A 22,036-nucleotide genomic window follows, 5' to 3' on the forward strand; every position below is an offset into this window, starting at 1 on the left:
CGTACGAATCAGGGGGAATCAGCGCGCGGACACGACGAACGCCGTGCCGGAACCACGCAAGATACAGGGTCCCTCGGGTCCCGCGGCGAACGCGGACTGACCGCTGGACAACGTCACCTCGGAATCTTTGCCGACAGCATCGACCGTTCCCGCGACGCAGCAGATGATCCGCGGACCGGCCCCGTCGATCGTCCGCTCGGCACCCGACAGCTCCACCTTGTGGATGGCGAAGTACTCACACCCGGTCTCGTACGTCGACACTCCGTCACCGAGCTCGGTCTCGGCCAGCACCGGATCGGCCAGTGGCTCGAAATCCACCACCGAGACCAGCTCCGGTACGTCGATGTGCTTGGCGGTCAGCCCACCCCGCAACACGTTGTCCGAGTTCGCCATCACCTCGAACCCGAGCCCGTGCAGATAGGCGTGCACGTTCCCGGCCGGCAGGTACACCGCCTGGAACCGCTCCAGCCGGACCCGGTTCAGCAACAGGGCCGCGAGTACGCCGGGGTCGTCCGGGAAGTCCGCGCACAGCTTGGACATCGTCTCGACCTCGACCTCGAAAGCCTCGCCGCTGTACTGCGCACAGGCCTCCCCGAGGGCCGCGACCAACGGGCGGATGGTGTCCCGGTCGGTGCTCATGAACTGCGTGAACGCCTCCTGGAGCTTCCCGTCCCGCAGGAGTTCGGTGAGCTCCTCGAGCCCGACCGGCTTCAGCGCGTCCAGCAGCGCCACCGTCGACTCGAGCGGCCGGAATCCGACCAGCGCGTCGAACGGCCCCAGCGCGATCAGGATCTCCGGCTTCGGCCACGCGTCCTTGTAGTTCCGCTCGGCCGCGTCCCGCGGGATCCCGGCCTCCTCGTCCCGCGCGTACCCGTCGATCGCCTGCTCCCGGGACGGGTGCGCCTGGATCGACAACGGCTGCCCGGCCGCGAGCAACTTGGCCAGGAACGGGAACCGGCCGTCGAACCGCTCGGCCGTCTCCTCCCCCAGCACGTCGCTGGGCCCGGCCGACACCACGTCGTACAGCGAATCTCCCGACGGCAGCACGGACGGCGCGGACTCGTGCGCACCCATCCACAGCTCCGCCTGCGGCGTGCCGTCCGACTCCACCCCGAGCAGCTCGGGGAGGAGTGTCCGCGATCCCCAGGCGTAGTCCCGGATGGTGTTCTGCAACCGCACTACCACGCTGGATCCTCCGAGGGATTCCCCAGTTCGACAGGGTCGGTGTCAGACGCCGCACCGTAGCGACCGAGGCCGAGACCCAGGTACGCCGCGGCGTAGCGGCCGTGTTGCGTCAGAGCGGCGTACCGGGCGATGTCCGTGCCGTCGGCCTGCTTGACCACGTGCACCCGGACGTCGTGGGCCTCCGCCTTGGACTCCAGCTTGCGGCGATGCTCGGCCACACCCGGGTCGTCCACACCGTCGTCCAGGATGACCAGAGCCGGCCGCAACTCCTCCGGCTTGTCGAAGGGGTCCGCGAACAGGTCCCGCGGCGGCTGCTTGAGCACTGGCAGCAGGTGGCCGGCGTCAGCAGCCAGAGCAGGCCGCCCACTCGACAACCGGATCGCCTCGACCACACGCCGGGCCGCACGGGCAGCGAGCACAGAGCCACCCCAGACCAGCGGCAAGGCGTCCGCAAGCACGAGTGCGAGCTCCTTGGCCGGGTTGGACGACGCGTCGTTGTTGGGCGAGCACTCGATCGCGACCTCGTCCAGCAGCGTGGCAACCGACTTGTAGTCGACCTCCGGACCGAGCTCCATCTGATGCAACGCCTGCAGTACGGCGACAGCCGACGCCAGCTGGTCGTCCGACTGTGAAGGCAGCCGGATCGCGTGGCGCAGACCCGCGGACGCGATCGCCACGGGTGAGTCCTCGGGCGTGGCCACCATCAGGCCACAGCCACGGCGTACCGCTTCACCGGCGGCCGAGACCGAGTCGGAATCCTCAGCGGCGCCGCTCAGGATGATCACCAGGTCCAGCGGACCGGCCCACCCGGGCAGACCCGGACCGGGCCAGGCGAGGAACGGAACCGGGCAGACCGGCTCCAGCACGGCGCGGACCAGCCGGGCGTCGCGACCGGCGGCCACGACAGCGCGCGGGCGGAACCCGTCGGACTCCAGCTTCCCCAGCACGTCGTCGGCCGCTTCCAGCTCGGCCCGCACGCGGGCTCCGGCCATCGCCAGCCGGCGGAGCAGGTGATCCGCCGCCCGGAGTACGTCCGGGTCGTCCAGCCGCGTGTCGTCGAAAACGCTCATCAGTTGTCCGCGGACTCGGTGTCTCTCGGATCCCGGGCCTCGTCGATCAGCAGCACCGGGATCTCATCGCGGACCGGGTAGGCCAGGCCGCAGGCGGTGTTCGTGCAGACCAGCTCGTTCGCCTCGTCGTCCACGCGGAACTCCGACCGGCACTTCGGGCAGACCAGGATGCTCAGCAGGTCCGGGTCCAGATTGACTGCCATTCAGTTCTCCTCCACCGATGCGCCGGTGATCAGGGCCAGTACTTCGTCACGGACACGTTCCATCGTGGGCCGGTCCGCGGCCTCGACGTTCAGCCGTAGCAGCGGTTCCGTGTTCGACGCACGGACGTTGAACCACCACTGTCCCGCCGACACGGTCAGGCCGTCCAGATGGTCAACGGTAATGCCGTCGCGGCCGCCGTACGTGTCTTCGATCGCCGCGACCGTCGCGGCCTGGTCGGTAACCGTGTTGTTGATCTCGCCGGATGCGACATAGCGCTCGTACTCGGCGAACAGCTCGCTGGCCGGCCGGTCCTGCTCACCCAGCGCGGCCAGCACGTGCAGTGCGGCCAGCATGCCGGTGTCGGCCCGCCAGAAGTCCCGGAAGTAGTAGTGCGCCGAGTGCTCGCCGCCGAACACCGCGTCGGTCTCGGCCATCTTCTGCTTGATGTTGGAGTGCCCGACCCGGGTCCGCACCGGCACGCCACCGTGCTCGGTGACCAACTCCGGCACCGCCTTGGACGTGATCAGGTTGTGCAGGATGGTCGAGCCCGGGTGCTTGGCCAGCTCGCGGACCGCGACCGCGCCGGTGATCGCGCTCGGGGAGATCGGGTCCCCCTTCTCGTCTACCACGAAGCAGCGATCCGCGTCGCCGTCGAAGGCCAGGCCCAGATCGGCGCCGGCCTCGCGGACCTTGGCCTGCAGATCGACCAGGTTCTTCGGGTCGAGCGGGTTGGCCTCGTGGTTCGGGAAGTTGCCGTCCAGCTCGAAGTACAGCGGGACGATCGTGACCGGGCCGGTGGCGAACACGGCCGGGACGGTGTGGCCGCCCATCCCGTTGCCGGCGTCGACCACGACCGCCAAGGGCCGGATCTTGCTCAGGTCGACGAGATCGTGCAGGTGGTCGGCGTACGCGGTCAGCAGGTCCTTCTGCCGGACGTGGCCGGGCGCGGTGTTGCCGGTCGTCGGGCCTTCGGTCAGGGCCTTGGCGACCAGGTCGGCGATGTCACGCAGACCGGAGTCCGAGCCGACCGGTGCGGCGCCCGCGCGGCACAGCTTGATGCCGTTGTACTTCGCCGGGTTGTGGCTGGCCGTGAACATCGCGCCGGGCAGGCCCAGCCGGCCGGACGCGAAGTAGAGCTGGTCGGTGGAGGCCAGCCCGATCTCGATCACGTCCGCGCCGGTGCTGGTCACCCCCTCGGCGAAGGCAGCAGCCAGGGCCGGGCTGGACGGTCGCATGTCGTATCCGACCACGACCGCCCCCGGACCGCCGAGAACGTCCAGGACCTCGACGAACGCGGCCCCGGTCGCCCGGGCCACCGACTCGTCCAACTGCTCCGGGACGACCCCACGTACGTCGTACGCCTTGAAGATCGCAGCTACGTCAGCCATGCGTGGACCCTATCCGGCCCACGGTGAGATCCGAATTTCAGGCTGTGCTCTTTCCTTACTCGAACCAACCAATGTCCTTGCGGTGGTGAACGGTCGGCAACTGACGCTCGCTGGTCGGCGCAGCCCACTTGGTCGCGTTGGCGATGATCTGCTGGACCTCGGGCTGGTGGTACGTCGGGAACTCCTGGTCGCCCGGGCGGAAGTAGAACACCCGGCCCTGGCCGCGGCGGTAGCAGCAGCCCGACCGGAACACCTCGCCGCCGGTGAACGAGCTGACGAAGACCAGCTCGTCGGGCTGCGGGATGTCGAACAGCTCGCCGTACATCTCCTCGCGCTCGATCACCAGCGGGTGCGGGATGCCCTGCGCGATCGGGTGACCGGCGGCGACCGTCCAGATCAGCTCGCGGTCGTTCTCGGCCCGCCAGTCCAGCGAGCAGGTGGTGCCCATCAGCCGGATGAAGATCTTGCTGAAGTGCGCCGAGTGCAGCGCGATCAGGCCCATCCCGGAGAGCACGTGCTGCTGCACCCGGTCGACGATCGCGTCGTCGACGTCGCCGTGCGCCGCGTGACCCCACCAGGTGAGCACGTCGGTGTCGGCGAGCACTTCCTCGGTCAGTCCGTGCTCCGGATCCTGCAGCGTGGCGGTCCGGACGACGACGTCCGCGCCGAGCTTGTCGCGCAGCGCCGCCGCGATCGTGCCGTGCATCGTGTCGGGGTACAGCTTGCGCACGGACTCGTCGCGGCCCTCGTGCACGTTCTCGCCCCAGACGGTGACGCGAATCGGATCAGTCATGAAGCACAACCTCTCGTCCTGCCTTCGCCGAGGCGTAGCAGGCGTCGATGACCTCGGTCCGGAGCAGCGCTTCGGATCCGTTCTGACCTTCCCAGTCGCCACTACGGACGATCCGGACGAACTCCCGTACCACCGCGCGGTGGCCCAGCCCGGCACCGGTCGCCGGCTTCACCTCGGCCGGGATGCCGGCGACGTCGGTGAAGATCCGCAGGGTGTCCTCGGTGGTGTAGTTCTGCACCTCGATCTTGGCGCCGCCCTCGGTGCCGAACAGCTCGATGCCGAAGTTGTCGCCCGGCGCCCGGAAGGTCGCCCAGCTGGTCTCCAACTGCAGCGCCCCGCCGCCTTCCAGCCGCAGGTACGCCGTCGCGAGGTCCTCGACCTCGAACTTCGACCCGAGCGTGTCGACGACCGGCCGTTCCGCGCTGGCCACACTGCCCTTGCCGCGCGGACCCAGCTCGGCGAACGTGTTCGCCGAGACCGTGGTCACTTGCGGCTCGCCGAGCAGGTGCAGCGCCATGTCGAGGATGTGCACACCCAGGTCGATCAGCGGTCCGCCACCGGACAGCTCGCGGTTGGTGAACCAGCCGCCCATGCCCGGGATGCCGTTGCGGCGCATCCAGTGCGCCTTCGCGTAGTAGATCCGGCCGAGCTGACCCTCGTCGATCTGGTGCTTCAGCGCCGCGACGTCACCGCGCTCGCGGTGGTTGAAGACCACCTTCAGCACCCGGCCGGCCTGCTTCGAGGCCTCGACCATCGCCGTACCCTCGGCCACCGTCCGGGCCAGCGGCTTCTCGGACAGCACGTGCAGGCCCTTCGCCAGCGCCGCGAGGGCAATAGGAGCGTGCAGCTGCGTCGGCGTGCCGATGCTGACCGCCTCCAGGCCCGGGGTCTCGAGCAGGTCCTCCCACTTCTCGTAGAGATGCGGTACGCCGTGCTTCTCCCCCAGGGTGGTCAGGAGATCCTTCTCCAGCCCCGCGAGGGCGACCACTTCGACATCGGGCAACTCGGAGAACGCCTCCAGCGCCGTCCGTCCGGCGAAGCCCAGTCCGACTACTCCGACCCGCAGTTTTTGATCGTTCACAGCCACGATCCTCTCCCGATGACAACGACGGACACAAACCCCTTCCCACACTACGGAACAGGTTCCAACATCCGCGGGAGGGGCGCGTGTCCGTCAGTCAGCCGTCGCCGCCGTCGAACTCGGCGTCGGTGGGAGCGGCCAGCGGAAGCGGAGGCGGGAAGCCGAAGCGGGAAGCCGAAGCGGGTTGGGACGCGCAATGGGAGAACAAGACCGGCGGTTATCCCTTGCGCTTGTGGGTTCTCCTGGCTCATACCAGGGGAGAACCCACAACTGCGAGGGATATCGCCTCGTGTTCGCTGCGCTCGACACTGATCATCCGGGCTCACGAGCGGATATCCCCGCGGAGGTCTCTCGACCGCAGATCCGGTCGGCGGATCTGCGGTCGGCGGGGCCGGTGGATGGGTGGGGGTGGTGGGTCAGTCCTCGTCGGCGTCGAATTCGGGGTCGATCTGTTCCGGGGAGAGGGCGAGGACGTCGGCCAGTTCGAGCACCAGCGCGGACCGGACCAGCCAGGCCAGGCCGGTGCCGGAGCGCTCGGCGCGCAGTTCGATCGGGCGGCGGAACACCACGATCCGGTACGGCTCGTGCGACGTACCGCCGGTGGAGTGGGTGAGCGGGATCTCGGTCGCGTCGAGGTCCAGGTTCGGCACGTCCTCGATCGCGAACTCGACCCGGGCGACGACCTGCGGGAGCCGTTTCTCCAGCCGGGTCACCTCGATCGCGACCACCTCGTCGAACTGGGCCGCGGCCGACCGCTGCAGCGGCAGACCACGCGGCGCGAACTTGCTCGGCCGGCTGATCGGGCCGAGCATGCCGCGTCCGTGGCGGTCTATGTGCCTGCGATGACGGCGAGCCTCGGTCACACGCTCAGCCTAGTGGGCGTAATGTCTGGTCGTGAGCATCGCCAGGATCTGTTCGCGCGCCGCCTGTCATCAGCCGGCTGTGTCGACGCTCACGTACGTGTACGCCGACTCCACGTGTGTGCTCGGCCCACTGGCGACGTACGCGGAACCGCACTGCTACGACCTCTGTGCGGACCACGCCGACCGGCTGACCGCTCCGAACGGCTGGGAAGTCATCCGGCTCGCTCCGGACCCGGCTGCGGCCGGACCGTCGTCGGACGACCTGGAAGCCCTGGCCAACGCGGTCCGCGAGGCCGCCCGGCCGTTGCCGCCGCGTGGCGAGCCCGGCCGTGGCACACCGGGTGCGCCGGTCGAGGTAGCCCGCCGAGGCCACCTGCGCATGCTGCAGGACCCCGGCGCGAACACCTCCGAAGCCTGACTACCTCAGCGCTGCACTGACATCGGGCTGGGCGCCGAGCTGGGCTCGGAAGACCAGTGACGTCGTGAGCGGCCAGGCAGCTACCTGCGCCACGTCGTCCTCGTCCGCCTTCGCCGAGGGCATCAGCGTCACGCCGGCCACGACCGTGCCCCGGGTCTGTTCGACCATCAGGTACGTCGGTCTCGGCTGCGCCTTGAACGGGATCGCAGTGGTCGACCCACCGACCACATCCAGCGCCCGCGTCTGCAGCACCCGTCCGGCCGCATCCCGCAGCTCGAACTTCACGCTGCCGTTCTTACCGGGAGCCGTCACCTGGAGCATGGCCTGCTGCTGATGTGCCGGCAGCACCAGGTACGCCGGTCCCGTGAGCGCCTCGGCCGACCCGATCGACGCGAAGTCCTTCCCACTCTTGTCCGACGTCCGCATCGACGCTGTCACCGGTTGGTCCGACGTGATGGTGAGCGCACTCGCATCGGCGTGCAGGACCGGATCGAGCTGGTACGTCTTCACCGACCCGGCCGGGATCACCAGAGTCTCCAGACCAGCTGGCTTGAACGGGCCGTTCGGGCCGTTGATCGTCAGACTGGCGGTCGCCTGCAGGTCCGACGGGTTAGCGACCGACAGGATCCGCAGTCCGGCTCCCGGTGCGACGGCCGGCACGAACACCTTGGTCGCCGGCGGCGACGACGTGTTCAGGAAGTCCACTCCGGCCGGGACCTTGCCCGTCATCGGGTTGGATCGCAGTGAGGGCGCCACCCGCCCACCGGTGGAGACGACATGCAATGCGATATCGCGCAGGTTCGTCGCGACCTGCCCGAGGAACACCTCGTACGAGTCCCGGGCCGGTACGACGAGTCCGCGTGCGACCGGCAGGTCCTGCGGACCGCTGCGCGCGAACACGGTGACGTCGACCGTGGCGTTGACGCTGTCCAGGTTGGTCAGAGTGAGCACATCGCGGCGGTCACTCGCTCCGGACGCCCCGACGAACCAGAAGTCCGAACCGGGCAGCTGGCAAGGCACGCTGGCCATTCCGCGGTTCACACCGGCGGTAGCGGTCGTCGTACTCGTACCGACCGTGCCTGCGGCGAGTGGTCCGGTGCCGTGGATCGACAGCGGCGCCGGCTTGGTGGAGACAGGGCTCGAACCGATCTGGCCACGGACGAGCAGCGAGCCGACCGGATTGGCGTCGGCCTTCAGCGCGGTGATCGCGAGCGGCGCGTCACTACCGGACGCGGTCGGCGTGCCGTCGGGCAGTGTCGGGGACACTCCGCTGACCACGCTCGACATAGTGCCGCCGGGAGCGGGCGCGAGCGCCGGGCAGGACAACGCCGTACGGTTCACCACCGCGGGCTCCGGTACGGCGGCAGCCTCCGGACGCGTCACCGCTGCCTTGGGGTGGGTGACCACGCCGATGCCGGCGACAGCAGCCATCGCCAGCACGCAGGCTCCGAGCCGGATACGTGGATCCGACAGCAACCGCCTCACCGGTTGTCCCTCCTCGCGTGGGTGCCGTGCGGGACGGCGACAGTACGGCGAACGGTCGGCAGGCAGAAGATCAGCGCGATGATCCAGCCGATCAGGCCGAGGATCCGCCACAGACTGTGGGTCTGGTCCTGCAGGGGCGAACTGCCCTGGACCTTCGTCCGGTCCACCAGCCAGGCCGCCTCGTTGTCGTTCGCACTCGCCCGGGTCAGACCGGGCAGCGAATCGAGCGTGGACTGCAGCGTCGGATCCACCGGAGCGGGCAGGTAGACGTAGTCGATCGCCAGACCGGCCAACTGGCGGCCCTCTTCACCGGTGCCGCCGCCACCAAGCGTCGACAGCACCTCGGTGATCGGCTTGGTCTGCTCGGCCGTCGGAGCGGCCTCCAGCGACCCCATCCGCGGGCCGCCGTTCTTCACGAGTGAGAACCGCATCTCGCCCTGCGGCGCCTGGCGCACGATCAGGATCGACTGATTCTCCGGTGGCGCCTGACCAGAGACCAGGTACGCCGGAAGGTCCTGCGCGGGCCCGCGGAACAGCGGCCCGTCCATCCCGCGCACCAGCCAGAACCCGGCCGTCACGATCGTCGTCACCAGCACGATCCCGAGCACGCCTTGCACGATGATCTCGGTGGACTTGCCGACCGAATCCCAGGCGACCGTCACGGCAACGACCCAGCCGGCTGTCATCAGGAACATCAGCGGCCCACTGCCACCACCCAGCCGGCTGGCGACCAGTGTCCCGGCCAGGCCGGCCAGTGCGGCGAACCATCCGAGCAACTCGTACCGCTGCCGCGTCTCCCGCAGCAGGCTGACCAGCGCCACCACAATCAGCGGTACGGCGAGCCACCACGGCGTCGGCCCACCCATCGGCGTACCGGTCAGCAGGTGCTGCAGGCTGTCGCCCGGACCAACCGCAGCGGTCGGTGGGCCACCAGCCTCCTGCCCCAGCCGCGACGGGTGCAGCACGAGCTGGATCGTCCACGGCAGCACCAGCAAAAGGCCCAGTACGACGGAGAAAACGAGCTGACGTCCTTGCCTGCGCCACCCCAACCCGAGCACCGCACCGAGGACCAGGATCACGCCGATCAGCAGACCCAGGGCCGGAGTGAACGCGAACAGCACGGCCTGACAGATTCCCGCGAACCATGCGGCCCGCCAACTGCCTTGAATGACCACGCGACGCCGCCGGGCCACGGTGTGCACCGCAGCACCCAACAGCGGCAGCACAATCGCAGCCACACACGTCCCGATCCGGCCCTGCGTGATGGCGCCGTTCGTGAAGACAGCAAGCCCGTACGCCGACGCACCCCAAGCCCTCGCGACGCGGTCGACGACGAACGCGCGCAGCAACGCCCACGCGGCCAGACCGGCCAGCGGAACCGCACCGAGCAGCAGCAGGTTCACCGCACCGGACGGACCGAACATCACCGTCGAGAACGCCCAGAACTGCGCCAGCCAAGCAGGCGGCGTCACACCGGGCGGACCGGCGGCCGCCGCATGCCAGAGCGCACCAAGGCTCTCGTGCGCCGGCAACAACAGATGAGACCGCAGTACGCCGCTACCGATCAGACTGCGGGCCGAGATCAACGCACCGATCGCCAGGAACACCCAAGCGATCAGGAACGGACGCCGGATCAGCTGACGGCGCCAGCGGGGTTGGTCGGCAGCTACCCGGGCCGTGGACTTCGCCCGGCGGGCACTGGTGACGACCTGCTCTTCCGGTTCGTCCGCCCACGCCTCACGGATCCGCTCGGAGATCGTGGTGGTCGTCTCTTCCAGGTTGTGCCGCAATGCGTGCACCGACCGGGAGAACAGGCCCTTGATGTCGTCGTACGGGACCTTGTCGAGATTGCGGCGGTTCTTGCGGGCCTGGGTCCAGCCACCGGCCAGCAGCGTGCCGAGCAGTGCGGTCCACTCGTCGACCGCGCCGGATGGCGTCTTGCCGAGCAGGAACCACACCGAGCGCATGACCGTGCCGAACAGGAACCGCAGGATCAGCAGGGGCAGCAGCTTGCCGGGCGCGTTCGCGAGAACCGTGTAGTACGCGTGAGCACGGTCGAGTTGGTACGCGTGCCGACGGGTGCCGGCCAGTGCACGCTCGCCGGTCGCGGCCGCCTGGGCGTGGTAGATGACCGAGTCCGGCGCGACGCCTACCTGGAAGCCGGCGCGGCTCGCCCGCCAGCCGAAGTCGATGTCGTCGCGGAACATCGGCAGCCGCGGGTCGAACCCGTGCAGCGCCTCCCAGACATCGCGGCGAACCAGCATGCCGGCCGAGCTGACCGCGAGCACGCTCCGCGGCTGGTCGTGCTGACCTTGGTCGAGCTCACCGTTCTCGATACCGGTGTCGCGACGACCGCCGAGGGACGTACTGACGCCGACCTCGAGCAGCTCGCGGTCCCGGGGCCAGAGCCGGAGCTTCGGGCCCCAGACGCCGATGTCCGGCGAAATCGTGGCCTGGAGCAACAATTTCTCCAGGGCCTTCGGTGCGGGTGCGCAGTCGTCGTGCAGCAGCCAGAGCCACTCGATCACGGGCATATGGCCGTCATCGCCGTACGGGCCGACGGCCGACGGGATCGGGGCGAACCCGACCGCCTCGAGGCCGCGGGCGACCGCCATCCCGAAACCGGTCCGGGCGGAGACGCTGACGACCGGCTCGACACCGGGCATCGCGGCCAGCAGTTCAGCGGTCTCGTCGGTGGATCCGGTGTCGACCGCGATCAGGCGGTCCGGGCGTGGGTTGAGCGCCCAGAGCGCCTCGGAGAGCCGGGGCAGCCAGGCAGCGCCCTCGTGTCCGACCACCACCGCGGTGACGACGTGCCGGACCCGCGGGCGACCCATCGGGTCGTCGATGTGATCGGTCGGGAAGTCGACAGAGTCGAAGAACTCCCAGCCGGCCGGAGCTTCTTGTTCCATGCGGAGCTGTGACACCTCGATGGTTACGGACGGTCTGGGTCACCATACAGCCGCGCGGCGAAGGCTCTAAAAGCCGCGGGCCCCGGTGACTGTTCGTCCCCGGGGCCTCGCGGAAAGTTCGTGTGAAGTTGTCTGCCGTCCTTGACCGTCAGACGGCCTTTTTCTTCAGCTTGCGGCGTTCCCGCTCCGACAAGCCGCCCCAGATACCGAAGCGCTCATCGTTCTGCAGTGCGTACTCGAGGCACTCGCCTCGCACGTCACAGCCGAGGCAGACCTTCTTCGCCTCGCGGGTTGACCCGCCTTTCTCCGGGAAGAAAGCCTCTGGATCGGTCTGGGCGCACAGCGCCCGTTCCTGCCAGTTCGGCTCCTCCTCGATCGCCTCACCGTCGACAATCGCCATCAGCTCTGTCACGGTACGACCTCCTCGACCCTGTTCGTTCCCCTGTACATGTGGGTTTGCGGTCCACATGCCTGACCTCGTCCGTCCTGCGCTCTGCAACGGTCCCCGATACCGAGTGTCCAACGAACGACACGGTTGAAATTACATTCCTGCAATCCACGAAAGTCAAGCCGTGGTCTGCTATTGGCATCATCCGCAACACGGCTGCAAAACAACGAGAGGCCTGTGGACACAGGCCTCTCGTCACTGCTATGGCCCTACCGGCGGCGCCGAAGAGAACTTTCGGCGTACCGTCGGCAAGGGCTTGCTGCCCGATCAGGCCGGGCGAACCGCCTTACCTGGAAGGACTTTCACTTCCGGTCAGGAAGGCTGGGACCACCAGCCCTGCTGGTTCTGGCCCGGCTGCTGGTCCTGGTCGTTCTTCTCCGGCTCGGTCGCCGCGGGGTCGATCCGGGTCTGGTCGGCGGCCTCAGGCTCCGCTGCCGGGACACTCGGCTCGGCCGCCGGGGTCTCCTCGGCCGGCCAGGACTGCTCCGGCTGCTGCCACGACTGTGCGGCCTCGGGCTGCTCGTGCGAGCCCTCCTCGCGGACGGCGTGCTCCGACTGGCCGCCCCACTCCTGCTGGCCCTGCGGCTGCTGACCGTAGTCCTGACCGCTCCACTGCTGCTGGCCGCCGTCGGCGCCCCACTGCTGCTCCTGCGGCCACTGCTGCTCGGCCTGGTGCGAACCCTGGGCGGCGTCAGCGCCACCCCACTGCTGCTGGCCTTCGGAGCTCCACGCCTGCGTCGGCTCGACGCCCTGACCCTCCGCGGACCACGACTGCTCGGCCGGCTGGTGCTGCGGGTCGGCTGCGTGCTGACCGGCCTCGCCGGCGGACCAGTTCTGCTGCTCGCCCTGGTTCCAGCTCTGCTCCTGCGGCCACTGCTGCTCGCCCTGGCCCGCGGCGTAACCACCGGCGGCACCGGCTGCACCGGCACCGGCCGCGGCGCCGTAGCCGCCGTACTGGCCCTGGCCCTGGTCGTACTGGCCGTACTGGCCCTGGGGCTGACCCTGCTGGCCCTGCGGCTGGCCGTAGCCACCCTGCTGCCCGTACGGCGCGGTCTGGCCGTACTGCTGCTGGCCGTACTGGCCCTGACCCTGGCCCTGCGGCGCGAACTGGCCCTTCGGGGCGCGGACCGGCGCCGGCAGCGACTGGAAGTTCTTCAGGATGTAGAGACCGGCGGCGCCGTACAGGGCCAGGCCGGCGAGTGCGTAGACGAAGCCGACGAGCTTCAGGCCGGCGGTGCTGGTCTCGTTGAAGCCCGCGAACGCGGTGACCAGACCGAGCAGCAGCGCCAGACCGGTGATCACCAGCGAGGCAATGGCCACGGTCCGGGCGTTCGGCGTCCGCTCACCCGCCTCGGTCACCAGCCAGACCGCTCCCGCCAGGGCGACCAGCAGCAGGAGTGCGCTGAACGAGGGCGGGGTGAGCGTAGCTTGCACGCCTCCGGCGGCGGCTGTGAAGCCGGCGCCGCCGACAAACAGCCGGATCACTGAGGCCAGCACGAGCAGGCCGGCGAATGCGAGCAGGGTGTACGCGACCGGCTCTCTGAGCTTCTTGGTTGCGTCGGTGACCACGAGGGCTCCTCGGGATGTTGGGGGGCCGTACAACTGAGCTGTGCGGATGGTTCGGACCCACCGCAGCATAGTCGTGCGGTGGTCCGACTGATTGACGACTCGTGCAGACTCTTCCCATGCGATTGACAGTGCTGGCCGGTGGCATCGGCGGATCCACCTTCCTGCGCGGGCTGCTGAAGGCCCGCCCGGACGCCGAGATCACGGTTGTGGGGAACACCGCGGACGACATCACCCTGTTCGGGCTGCGGGTGTGTCCCGACCTCGACACGGTGATGTACACGCTCGGAGGCGGTATCTCGGCCGAACGCGGCTGGGGCCGTGAGGACGAGACCTGGGTGATCAAGGAGGAGCTCGCGGCGTACGGCGTGGAGCCGACCTGGTTCGGGCTCGGCGACCGCGACGTGGCCACCCACCTGGTCCGGACCCAGATGCTCGACGCCGGCTACGGCCTGACCGCGGTGACCGAGGCGCTGTGCGAGCGCTGGAAGCTGCCCGTCCGGCTGCTGCCGATGAGTGACGACCGGGTCGAGACCCATGTGGTCATCGACGACCCGGACAAGCCCGGGCGGCGCAAGGCCATCCACTTCCAGGAGTACTGGGTCCGCCTGCACGCGGAGGTTCCCGCGCATCAGATCGTCGCGGTCGGCCAGGAGAAGGCGAAGCCGGCCCCCGGCGTACTGGAGGCGATCGCGACCTGCGACGCGCTGATCCTGCCGCCGTCCAACCCCGTGGTCTCGATCGGCACGATCCTCGGCGTACCGGGCATCCGGGACGCGGTCCGGGAGACCCCCGCGCCGGTCATCGGCCTGTCCCCGATCATCGGCACCAGTCCGGTCCGCGGTATGGCGGACAAGGTCCTGGCCGCGGTCGGCGTCGCGTCGACCGCCTCGGCCGTCGCCCGGTACTACGGTTCCCGCGCGTCCGGCGGCGTACTGGACGGCTGGCTGATCGACAGCTCGGACGCGATCCAGGCAGATTCGATCGCCGGAGCCGGAATTCACGTGCAGGCCGTTCCGTTGTGGATGACGGACGAGACCCTGACCGCCGCGATGGCTGACGCGGCCCTGAACCTCGCGGAGGCCGTACGGCGATGAGGAAGCAGCTGGAAGTCTTTCCAGTGACCGGACTGCCGGAGGTGGCGGCCGGGGATGACCTGGCCGCGCTGATCGGTGACGGGACCGACCTGCGGGACGGCGATGTCGTATCGGTCACGTCCAAGATCGTCAGCAAGGCCGAGGGCCGCCTCACCCACGGCACCCGGCAGGAGGCTATCGACGCGGAACTCGTGCGGGTCGTAGCCCAGCGCGGCGAGACCCGGATCGTCCAGACCCGCCACGGCCTCGTGATGGCGGCCGCGGGCACGGACACGTCCAACACCGCCCCCGGCACGGTCCTGCTGCTCCCGGTGGACCCCGACGCGTCGGCGCGGGCCTTGAGGACCGCCTTGAAGCAGCGGTACGACGTGAACGTCGGCATCGTGATCACGGACACCCTGGGCCGCCCATGGCGGAACGGTCAGACCGACCTTGCGATCGGCGCGGCCGGAGTCCGTGTGGTGGAGGACCTCCGCGGTACGACGGACAGCCACGGCAACGTCCTCGCGGTGACCGAGCCCGCGCTGGCCGACGAGATCGCCGGTGCGAGCGAACTCGTCAAGGGCAAGGCCGACGGCGTACCGGTCGCGGTCGTGCGCGGGCTGCAGGACGTCGTACTCCCGGTGGGAGACGACGGGCCGGGTGCGCGGGCGCTGGTACGGGACGCGGAGTTCGACATGTTCAGCCTGGGAACGCGTGAGGCGGCGCGGGCCGCCGTACTGGAGCGTCAGGCTCCCACCGGTCCGCGCGAGGTCGATCCGGCGCTGTGGGACGGGCTGCTGGATGAGGAGGAGGACATCCACCTCGAGCTGCTCGACAACGCCATCACGGTCTTCGGCGACCAGCCTGTCGCGGTCGGCATGATCGCCGAGCGTCTCGCCGTACTGCTGCACGCCGAGGGCTACGGCGTCACCGTCCGAACCGGCCCAGGCAGCGAGGCAACGATCACGTTCGGCTCACGGTCCCGCTAGTTTTCTAGGCAAGTTCTTAGGGTGACCTCGTACACTGCGTTGGCACGGCGGCGCGGTGGCCGCCCAGATCCGGGAAGACCAACACTGTGGGTAAAGCGTCGTCGCAGAAGCAGTCGCGCCGCCAAATGATCGAGAAGATGCAGCGGGACCAGGCTCGCACGGACCGGACCCGGACCATTCTCATCGTCGTCGGGTCGATCATCGTCGGACTGGCCATCATCGCCTACCCGGCGATCCGGCTGATCCAGGACTCCCGGACCAAGAACCAGGCCCTGACCGAGTTCGGCGTGGCCGTGTCGGCAGCCTCCTGCGACACGATCACCGACGACGCGGCCACCGGCACCCTGGACCACAAGCCGGACGGTACGCCGATCGACTACTCGGTCTCGCCGCCGTCCTCGGGCTCGCACTATGCGACCTGGGCGCCGTTCGACAAGAAGTTCTACACGCTGGACGATCGTCCGCCGGTGCCGAACCTGGTCCACAACCTCGAGCACGGCTACACGATCCTCTGGTACAAGGACTCGCTCCCGCAGGACCAGAAGGACCAGATCGAGAAGATCTCAAAGGCGAAGCTGCCGGACAGCTCCAACGGCAAGTTCATTGCCGCGCCCTTCCGTGAGACCGACGGCAAGCCCTGGCCGGCCGGCAAGAACATCGCCTTCGCCCACTGGAGCGCCAACACCTCCGGCTCCGACAAGGCCTTCGGCCACCGTCAGTTCTGCGGCTCCGTCTCCGGCGACGCCCTCAACCAGTTCATGGACAAGTACCCGGCCCTGGACGCCCAAGAGCCTCAGGGCGGCTGACGGCGGTTAGCGGCTGAACAGCTTCCAGTGCCCCTCGGAGACGACCTCGACGTTCCCGTCGATCACTTTGAGGGCGGTCTGGTCGTCTGTCGCGTACGCCGGCACCGGCATGCCGGCGGCCCATTTCTCGGCGCTGGCCATGGTGTTGTTCTCGAAACCCGGGTAGTCCAGGTGCGGAAACATCGAGAAATCGACGATGCCCAGCGTTTTGTCGCCACCACCGGGCGGGCCCCAGCGAACGAAGCGCTCCCCGATGCTGGGGGTCATCACCATGCTCCCGGCGCTCAATCCCACGTAGACCGCGCGCAGCGACGGCAAGAGGTCTGCCAGTCCGGACTCCCGCATCCAGTGGCACAGATACATGGGATCGCCGCCTCCCACCAGCAGGACGTCAGCCTCCTGAACCAGGGGGACCCAGACCTCTTCGTCGATGCTGGGCAGCGCGGTGAGCTCAAGCACGCTCACGGACTTCCAACCCAGTTCGGTCATGGGGCAGAGGGGTTGTTGCCCACTGATCAGTTTCCAGGCCTGTTCGGCGCCGCCCGGCTGGGCGTACATCGCGGTGGGAATACAGAGCGCGTTGCACTCGGCAATCGGCTTGCCCAGCAGGTCGACCAACGCGTCGTGGATGCTCGGGTTCTTGATGCCTGAGTCCGTGAGGAGAAGCTTCATCACACCTGTCCCTGGCTGAATCGTCCGGCTTGCTTCTGGTTCGCTTGGTGGGGGGCGGCCAGCCAGTCCTGGGCCAGACGTGGGTCGGCTGGTTCCTCGCCTTGGCGCAGGGCGTCGAGGTAGGCGAGGTCGGCGGCGAGGCGAGCTGCTATTTCGGGGCCTTCGGCAACGGCTCCGTGGCCGGGGATCAGGACATTGACGTCTTGGGCGGCCTTGCCGAGGCGGTCGAGTGCTGCGTCGTAGGCACCCAGTTGACCCGGCCGGCGCGGGTCGAAGAGTGGGATCAGTACGTCGGACAGCATGTCGCCGGCGATCAGGACGCCTCGGTCCGCGAGGAGTACGGCGGCGTGGCCGATGGCGTGCGCGTCATGCTCGACGAGCTCGCCCGGCACGGGTCCCCCGTCCGCGGGCAGTGGGGTGAGGAGCCCGATCAGCTCGAGCGGGATGTCCGAAGCACTCTCCGCGGCCATCGCCTGCGCCCGCTCTCGGGCTTCACTCGCAAGCTGCACGCAGTCGGAGGTGGCGTAGCGCGGCACATCGCCGTACCGGGAATGCCAGAGCAGGTGATCCCAGTGCGGATGGGTGGCGAACCCGGCAACCACCGGAACGCCAAGCTTGTCCACGTCATCAGCAAGCTCGTTCAGATCGGACCCGTCGATGCCGGGATCGACCAGGATCAGCCCGGCCTCCCCGCGCACCACAACGGCGTTGCTCCAGACCCACTCGCTCTGCCGAACCCATACCCCGTCCGCCACCTGTTTCAGCATCCGCTCACTGTGCCAGGTGTCTCCGTCCAGCGCGAGAGGCGTCAGGGCTTCAGGAGGTTGGCGTGCTCGCGTACCCATCGGGCTTCGGTGGCGGCCCACTCCTGGCTGCCTTCGGCGACCCAGGTCCGCTGCGGCTCGACCCCGGCCCGCGCCAGCGACAGCTCGAGGGCCATGGTTGCCTCCGTCCGGGTGGCGATCGCCTCGGCCACGTCGAAGGCCGGCAATCCGCCGTACGTCTGCAAGAAGGCGCGTACTCGCGCCGCCCGGTCAGGCACGGCCGGGAAGTGGTGCCATTTCAGCGCCATCTCGTCGCTGCGCGCGGGTGTGAACCATTGAAGTGCGTACGCGACGTCATCGAGCCGCGGACCGCGATGCAGAAAGTCCCAGTCGAAAAGGCCGACGGCCTCGTCGCCGTGCCACACCATGTTCCAAGGGCCGACGTCGCCGTGACACCACACGATCTCCGCCTCGGACTTCACATTGGGCGCGCCGAAGACCGCGTCCACTGGCGGCTCCCAACCGACAGACGCGTCGTGAATCGTCCGCAATAGCCGGGCCGCAGAACGCAGCCCGGCCTCGGAGTGTTGATGCGCCCAACTGTCCCCGCCTGCGTCCCCCTCGATGACCACCAGCCGCTCGACGTTGCCGTCGACACCGATCGGTTCCGGAACGCAGGTCAATCCTTGCCCGCGCAGGTACCGCAAGAACGAATGCACGGTCGGCGACCAGGACGAAGCGGGCCGAGTAACGACACCGTCTTCGATCGAGACCGGTCGCAACGCATCGATGCCGTCATCGCTCGGAGCCACGACCGGACCCTAGCCGCGCCCGGCCACCCAACGCACCGGCAATTCGCCCCCGTGGCCTCATCGTGGGCGAGGTCGCTCCACGATGAGGTCGTGCCTCGGCATGGGTCGAGGCAGGCGGTGGGCCTACTTGGCCGGGCCTTGGGGCTTGAAGCGGCGGACTTCGTGCGGCCAGCCGCATCCCTCCGCGACCTTGCCTGCCCACATCTTGGCGGTCTCGTCGTCCGGCACGTCCACCAGGGCGAACCCACCCAGGAACTCCTTGGTCTCGACGTACGGCCCGTCGGTGATCAGCACCTCGCCGCTGGTCGGGTCGGCGTGGTAGACCGGCCCGTCCTCCTCCTCGAGGCCCCCGGCGAAGACATAAACGCCGGCATCCTTCATCTCGTCCACGACCGCCCTGGCGAGCGGCCCGCGCCCGCGGAACCACTCCTCGGTGTGGTCGCCCACCCACTGCTGGTTGAAGTAGATGAGGTACTCGGGCATCTCTGCTCCTTCGGCCTGAGCGGACCCACTGTCCGCCTCCACCTACGCTACGAACGGCGTACGGCGGATCCGACAGGCTACCGGCAGAAGTTTTCCGGATTCCCTCCCACGCGCCGAAATACGAGGGACAGAACCAGGTCACGAAGGTAGCCTCACGAAACCATGGACCCGTACGACGTCACGCGTGCGATCGCGGCTGCGACCGCGATCGCCACCTCGCTCGACCTTCCGGCCACCGACGCAACCGTTCTGCACAACTCGAACAAACTGGCGCTGCACCTGACGCCGGCCGACGTGTTCGCCCGGGTCGCCCCGGTGGGGCAGGAGGTCGCACAGTTCGAAGTCGAGCTCGCGCAACGACTCGCCGAGATCGGATCCCCGGTGGCCGCGTTGGAGCCCCGGGTGGACCCGGTTGTCTACACGCGCGATGGCTTCGCAGTCACCCTGTGGACGTACTACGAGCCTGCGACGCCTGACGTCGTACCAGCCGACTTCGCCGAGGCGCTGGCGCAGCTGCATGCCGGCATGGGCAAGGTTGATATGGCGAGCCCGCGGTTCACGGACCGCATCACGGAGGCGGAGAAGATTGTCGGCAATCCGGCTCTCTCGCCGGAGCTCACCGACGCGGACCGCGCGTTCCTCAGCGACACGCTAGGCAGCGTACGGCGGGCAATCCACGACCGCGGTGCCGCGGAGCAGCTACTCCACGGCGAACCGCATCCAGGCAATCTGCTCAGCACGAAGAACGGCCCGCTGTTCATCGACTTCGAGACCTGCTGCCGCGGCCCGGTCGAGTTCGATCTCGCCCATGTCCCCGAGGCCGTCTGCGAGCACTACCCGAACGTTGACCAGGCCCTACTCGGCGACTGCCGCCAACTCGTCCTCGCAATGGTCGCAGCCTGGCGCTGGGACATCGGCGACCAGTTCCCCAACGGAAAGCTGTTCGGCGACGAACTCCTCCGCACCCTGCGCGAAGGCCCACCCTGGCCGACCCTCGACGCGGTGACCAGTCGACTGGACCTGTCCCAGGACCCACAGGTGGCAGAGGCCATCGCCGCAGAGCAGGAGTCGCTGAGCCCGGAGTGCCGAGCCGACCCAGCCCGCCTGCGCAGGCTGCTGGCCCCGGACTTCCACGAGTACGGCGCATCCGGCGGCGAACTCGAGTTCGAAGGCACCGCAGAACTGGTCGCAGCCAACACCGACTTGAACGCCGAGCCGATCCGCGTCCAGAACATGCGCGGCTACCGCCTGGCCGACGGCCTGGTGATGCTCAAATACACCTCCGACAACGGCACCCGCCGCTCCCACCGAACCTCCCTCTGGCGCCGAGTAGCCACGGCCCACTGGCAAATGTTCCACCACCAGGGAACCCCAACCCAGCAATAACATCCGCCATCCAGCGATCCGTCGCTCTGCCTGGGGTACCGGAAGTTGAACGTCCGGAATTGGGGGTACGTTGCGGGCATGTCCGACTTCAGGATCAGGGCGCTTACGCCGGAGACGTTTGACGACTTCGCCGCTCTTGTCGAGCGGAACAAGGGCATGTTCGCCAGCTGCTGGTGCACGCATTTCCATCCCGACTGCGCGGAGAAGGGGCAGACCGCCGAGGGGAACCGGGCGCTCAAGCAACGTCTCGTGGCCGACGGGATCGCGCATGCGGCACTGGTGTACGACGGCGACCGGGCCGTCGCCTGGGCGGAGTACGGATCACCCGACGAACTGCCCAACCTCCAGCACCGCAAGGAATACCTGGCCACTGCCGAGCGACTGCCCGACTACCGCGTCACCTGCATCCTCGTCGAGCGCAGCTTTCGCGGTCAGGGCTTGGCCGCGATCGCGCTCCGCGGAGCCGTCGAGCTGATCGCCCAGGCCGGCGGCGGCGTGGTCGAGGGCTACCCGCACGACACCGGCGGGATCCGGAAGAAGAACTCCTCGTTCCTATACAACGGCACCCGAACGATGTACGAACGCGAGGGCTTCACCTACGACCGCCCCAAAGGCCTAGGCAACTGCGTAATGATCCGCAAGGTCGCCCGGGCTGAGCGCAACTGACTCAACCCGACGCCCCATGAGAGGACCACCCTCCCGGCACTCCACGGGACGACTACGCTCCTGGCGCTCCAGGAGAGGACGACCCTCCCGGTGCTCCACGGGAGGACTACCCTCGCGGCACTCCGCGGGAGGACCACTCTCCCGGTGCTCCACGGGCGGACTACCTCCTGGCGCTCCACGGAGAGGACTGCCCTCCCCCGCGTGCTCCAGGGCACTCGCTGACGATTGGCGGGGAGGCGGGCTGGTGCCGCCCGAAGGTGGTCGGGCGGGAGAGGCGGGCTGGTGCCGCCCGATGGTGGTTGGGCGGGAGTTGGGAGACTCTGCGGATGGAGATCGTGGTGTTCCATTCGATGTGGGGTTTGCGGCCGGTCGAGGTAGCTGCGGCGGAACGCCTGCGGTCGTTGGGTTATCAGGTCTCGTTACCCGACCTGTTCGACGGTCGGACCGCGCCAGGTGAGATCGAGGCGGGCTTCGCGTTGATGGAGGAGATCGGCTGGTCGACCATCACAGACCGCGCGTACGACGCGTTGTCCCAGGTATCCGACAACGCCGTACTGATCGGGTTCTCGATGGGCGTCGGCGTGATCGGTCAGATCTGGCCCGACCGACTCGCCGCGAAGGCGGTGGCCTGTCTGCACGCCCCCGCCTCGGTTCCGTCCGGCGTGCGCTCCGGCACCCCCGTGCAGTTGCACTATGCGGCGGGCGACCGTTTCGTCCCGCCGGAGCAGGTCGTGGAGTTCCGCCGCAGCGCAGAGGCCGCCGGTGCGGTCGCGCTGATCCGCGAGTACGACGATGCGGGGCACTATTTCACCGACGAGTCCCATCCCGACCACTCACCTGCTGCAACAACCGGCGCCTGGAGCGACCTCCTGGACATGCTTCGGTCAGTACGTTGATCGGGGGCGAGACGCACATCTCACAGCCACCGAACCAACCCACCCACCGCTTGTGTCCCGAGCTATCTGG

General features: G+C 68.6%; 22 protein-coding genes. 7 read left to right on the forward strand and 15 right to left on the reverse strand.

Annotated features, from left to right (window positions below; genetic code table 11):
• Nucleotides 1-18 precede the first annotated feature (18 nt).
• From manA to AB0L70_RS29125, 7 genes are all read right to left on the reverse strand, one after another.
• Nucleotides 19-1,185: a mannose-6-phosphate isomerase, class I gene (manA, locus tag AB0L70_RS29095; protein ID WP_363689675.1), complete on the reverse strand. Its 1,167-nt coding sequence runs from the start codon at nucleotides 1,183-1,185 to the stop codon at nucleotides 19-21.
• Entirely contained in the window at nucleotides 1,179-2,255 is a 1,077-nt protein-coding gene (locus AB0L70_RS29100) for an SIS domain-containing protein (RefSeq protein ID WP_363689677.1), read from the reverse strand. Before AB0L70_RS29100 ends, manA begins: the two co-directional genes overlap by 7 nt.
• A complete protein-coding gene (locus AB0L70_RS29105) occupies nucleotides 2,255-2,458 on the reverse strand; it encodes a Trm112 family protein (RefSeq protein WP_363689679.1) in 204 nt (67 codons plus the stop codon). Before AB0L70_RS29105 ends, AB0L70_RS29100 begins: the two co-directional genes overlap by 1 nt.
• Nucleotides 2,459-3,847, reverse strand: a complete 1,389-nt coding sequence (locus AB0L70_RS29110) for a phosphomannomutase/phosphoglucomutase (RefSeq protein ID WP_363689681.1) — start codon at nucleotides 3,845-3,847, stop codon at nucleotides 2,459-2,461.
• A 55-nt stretch (nucleotides 3,848-3,902) separates the two neighbouring features.
• Nucleotides 3,903-4,640: a ThuA domain-containing protein gene (locus AB0L70_RS29115; RefSeq protein ID WP_363689683.1), complete on the reverse strand. Its 738-nt coding sequence runs from the start codon at nucleotides 4,638-4,640 to the stop codon at nucleotides 3,903-3,905.
• Entirely contained in the window at nucleotides 4,633-5,721 is a 1,089-nt protein-coding gene (locus AB0L70_RS29120) for a Gfo/Idh/MocA family oxidoreductase (protein WP_363689685.1), read from the reverse strand. The genes AB0L70_RS29115 and AB0L70_RS29120 overlap by 8 nt, the downstream gene beginning before the upstream one ends.
• A 416-nt stretch (nucleotides 5,722-6,137) precedes the next feature.
• Nucleotides 6,138-6,584 (reverse strand): metallopeptidase family protein, encoded by a 447-nt coding sequence (locus AB0L70_RS29125; RefSeq protein ID WP_363689687.1) that lies wholly within the window; start codon nucleotides 6,582-6,584, stop codon nucleotides 6,138-6,140.
• Nucleotides 6,585-6,615: 31 nt separating this feature from the next.
• On the opposite strand from AB0L70_RS29125, the gene AB0L70_RS29130 reads away from it, so the two are divergent.
• Nucleotides 6,616-7,002: a DUF3499 domain-containing protein gene (locus AB0L70_RS29130; RefSeq protein ID WP_363689689.1), complete on the forward strand. Its 387-nt coding sequence runs from the start codon at nucleotides 6,616-6,618 to the stop codon at nucleotides 7,000-7,002.
• Here AB0L70_RS29130 and AB0L70_RS29135 read toward each other — a convergent pair whose 3' ends face one another.
• The 4 genes from AB0L70_RS29135 to AB0L70_RS29150 all read right to left on the reverse strand — a co-directional run bounded on the left by AB0L70_RS29135 (nucleotide 7,003) and on the right by AB0L70_RS29150 (nucleotide 13,416).
• Nucleotides 7,003-8,487: a DUF5719 family protein gene (locus AB0L70_RS29135; RefSeq protein WP_363689691.1), complete on the reverse strand. Its 1,485-nt coding sequence runs from the start codon at nucleotides 8,485-8,487 to the stop codon at nucleotides 7,003-7,005. It lies immediately after the preceding gene.
• Entirely contained in the window at nucleotides 8,484-11,399 is a 2,916-nt protein-coding gene (locus tag AB0L70_RS29140; protein ID WP_363689693.1) for a glycosyltransferase family 2 protein, read from the reverse strand. The genes AB0L70_RS29135 and AB0L70_RS29140 overlap by 4 nt, the downstream gene beginning before the upstream one ends.
• Before the next feature lie 148 nt (nucleotides 11,400-11,547).
• On the reverse strand, nucleotides 11,548-11,811 hold the full coding sequence (locus AB0L70_RS29145; RefSeq protein WP_130382502.1) for a WhiB family transcriptional regulator: 264 nt from the start codon (nucleotides 11,809-11,811) through the stop codon (nucleotides 11,548-11,550).
• 348 nt (nucleotides 11,812-12,159) lie between these two features.
• Nucleotides 12,160-13,416: a hypothetical protein gene (locus tag AB0L70_RS29150; RefSeq protein WP_363689696.1), complete on the reverse strand. Its 1,257-nt coding sequence runs from the start codon at nucleotides 13,414-13,416 to the stop codon at nucleotides 12,160-12,162.
• 116 nt (nucleotides 13,417-13,532) lie between these two features.
• On the opposite strand from AB0L70_RS29150, the gene cofD reads away from it, so the two are divergent.
• From cofD to AB0L70_RS29165, 3 genes are all read left to right on the forward strand, one after another.
• On the forward strand, nucleotides 13,533-14,510 hold the full coding sequence (gene cofD, locus AB0L70_RS29155) for a 2-phospho-L-lactate transferase (protein WP_363689698.1): 978 nt from the start codon (nucleotides 13,533-13,535) through the stop codon (nucleotides 14,508-14,510).
• A complete protein-coding gene (locus AB0L70_RS29160; protein WP_363689700.1) occupies nucleotides 14,507-15,481 on the forward strand; it encodes a coenzyme F420-0:L-glutamate ligase in 975 nt (324 codons plus the stop codon). The genes cofD and AB0L70_RS29160 overlap by 4 nt, the downstream gene beginning before the upstream one ends.
• Nucleotides 15,482-15,606: 125 nt before the next feature.
• Nucleotides 15,607-16,287, forward strand: a complete 681-nt coding sequence (locus AB0L70_RS29165) for a DUF3105 domain-containing protein (RefSeq protein ID WP_363689702.1) — start codon at nucleotides 15,607-15,609, stop codon at nucleotides 16,285-16,287.
• A gap of 6 nt (nucleotides 16,288-16,293) precedes the next feature.
• Here AB0L70_RS29165 and AB0L70_RS29170 read toward each other — a convergent pair whose 3' ends face one another.
• The 4 genes from AB0L70_RS29170 to AB0L70_RS29185 form a co-directional block, all read right to left on the reverse strand.
• Nucleotides 16,294-16,959: a Type 1 glutamine amidotransferase-like domain-containing protein gene (locus tag AB0L70_RS29170; protein WP_363689704.1), complete on the reverse strand. Its 666-nt coding sequence runs from the start codon at nucleotides 16,957-16,959 to the stop codon at nucleotides 16,294-16,296.
• Nucleotides 16,959-17,726, reverse strand: coding sequence for an MBL fold metallo-hydrolase (locus tag AB0L70_RS29175; protein ID WP_363689706.1), 768 nt, complete (start codon nucleotides 17,724-17,726; stop codon nucleotides 16,959-16,961). Before AB0L70_RS29175 ends, AB0L70_RS29170 begins: the two co-directional genes overlap by 1 nt.
• 41 nt (nucleotides 17,727-17,767) lie before the next feature.
• Nucleotides 17,768-18,535, reverse strand: coding sequence for an aminoglycoside phosphotransferase family protein (locus tag AB0L70_RS29180; RefSeq protein WP_363689708.1), 768 nt, complete (start codon nucleotides 18,533-18,535; stop codon nucleotides 17,768-17,770).
• A gap of 123 nt (nucleotides 18,536-18,658) precedes the next feature.
• Entirely contained in the window at nucleotides 18,659-19,018 is a 360-nt protein-coding gene (locus tag AB0L70_RS29185) for a YciI family protein (protein WP_363689710.1), read from the reverse strand.
• A 162-nt stretch (nucleotides 19,019-19,180) separates the two neighbouring features.
• Here AB0L70_RS29185 and AB0L70_RS29190 point away from each other — a divergent pair, with 162 nt between their 5' ends.
• The 3 genes from AB0L70_RS29190 (at nucleotide 19,181) to AB0L70_RS29200 (ending at nucleotide 21,966) form a co-directional block, all read left to right on the forward strand.
• Nucleotides 19,181-20,404: a phosphotransferase gene (locus AB0L70_RS29190; RefSeq protein ID WP_363689712.1), complete on the forward strand. Its 1,224-nt coding sequence runs from the start codon at nucleotides 19,181-19,183 to the stop codon at nucleotides 20,402-20,404.
• A gap of 78 nt (nucleotides 20,405-20,482) precedes the next feature.
• On the forward strand, nucleotides 20,483-21,070 hold the full coding sequence (locus AB0L70_RS29195) for a GNAT family N-acetyltransferase (RefSeq protein WP_363689714.1): 588 nt from the start codon (nucleotides 20,483-20,485) through the stop codon (nucleotides 21,068-21,070).
• Between the two features lie 326 nt (nucleotides 21,071-21,396).
• A complete protein-coding gene (locus AB0L70_RS29200) occupies nucleotides 21,397-21,966 on the forward strand; it encodes a dienelactone hydrolase family protein (RefSeq protein WP_363689716.1) in 570 nt (189 codons plus the stop codon).
• Nucleotides 21,967-22,036 lie beyond the last annotated feature (70 nt).

Origin of the sequence: Kribbella sp. NPDC051952, assembly GCF_040680855.1 — a bacterium.
GTDB lineage: Bacteria > Actinomycetota > Actinomycetes > Propionibacteriales > Kribbellaceae > Kribbella.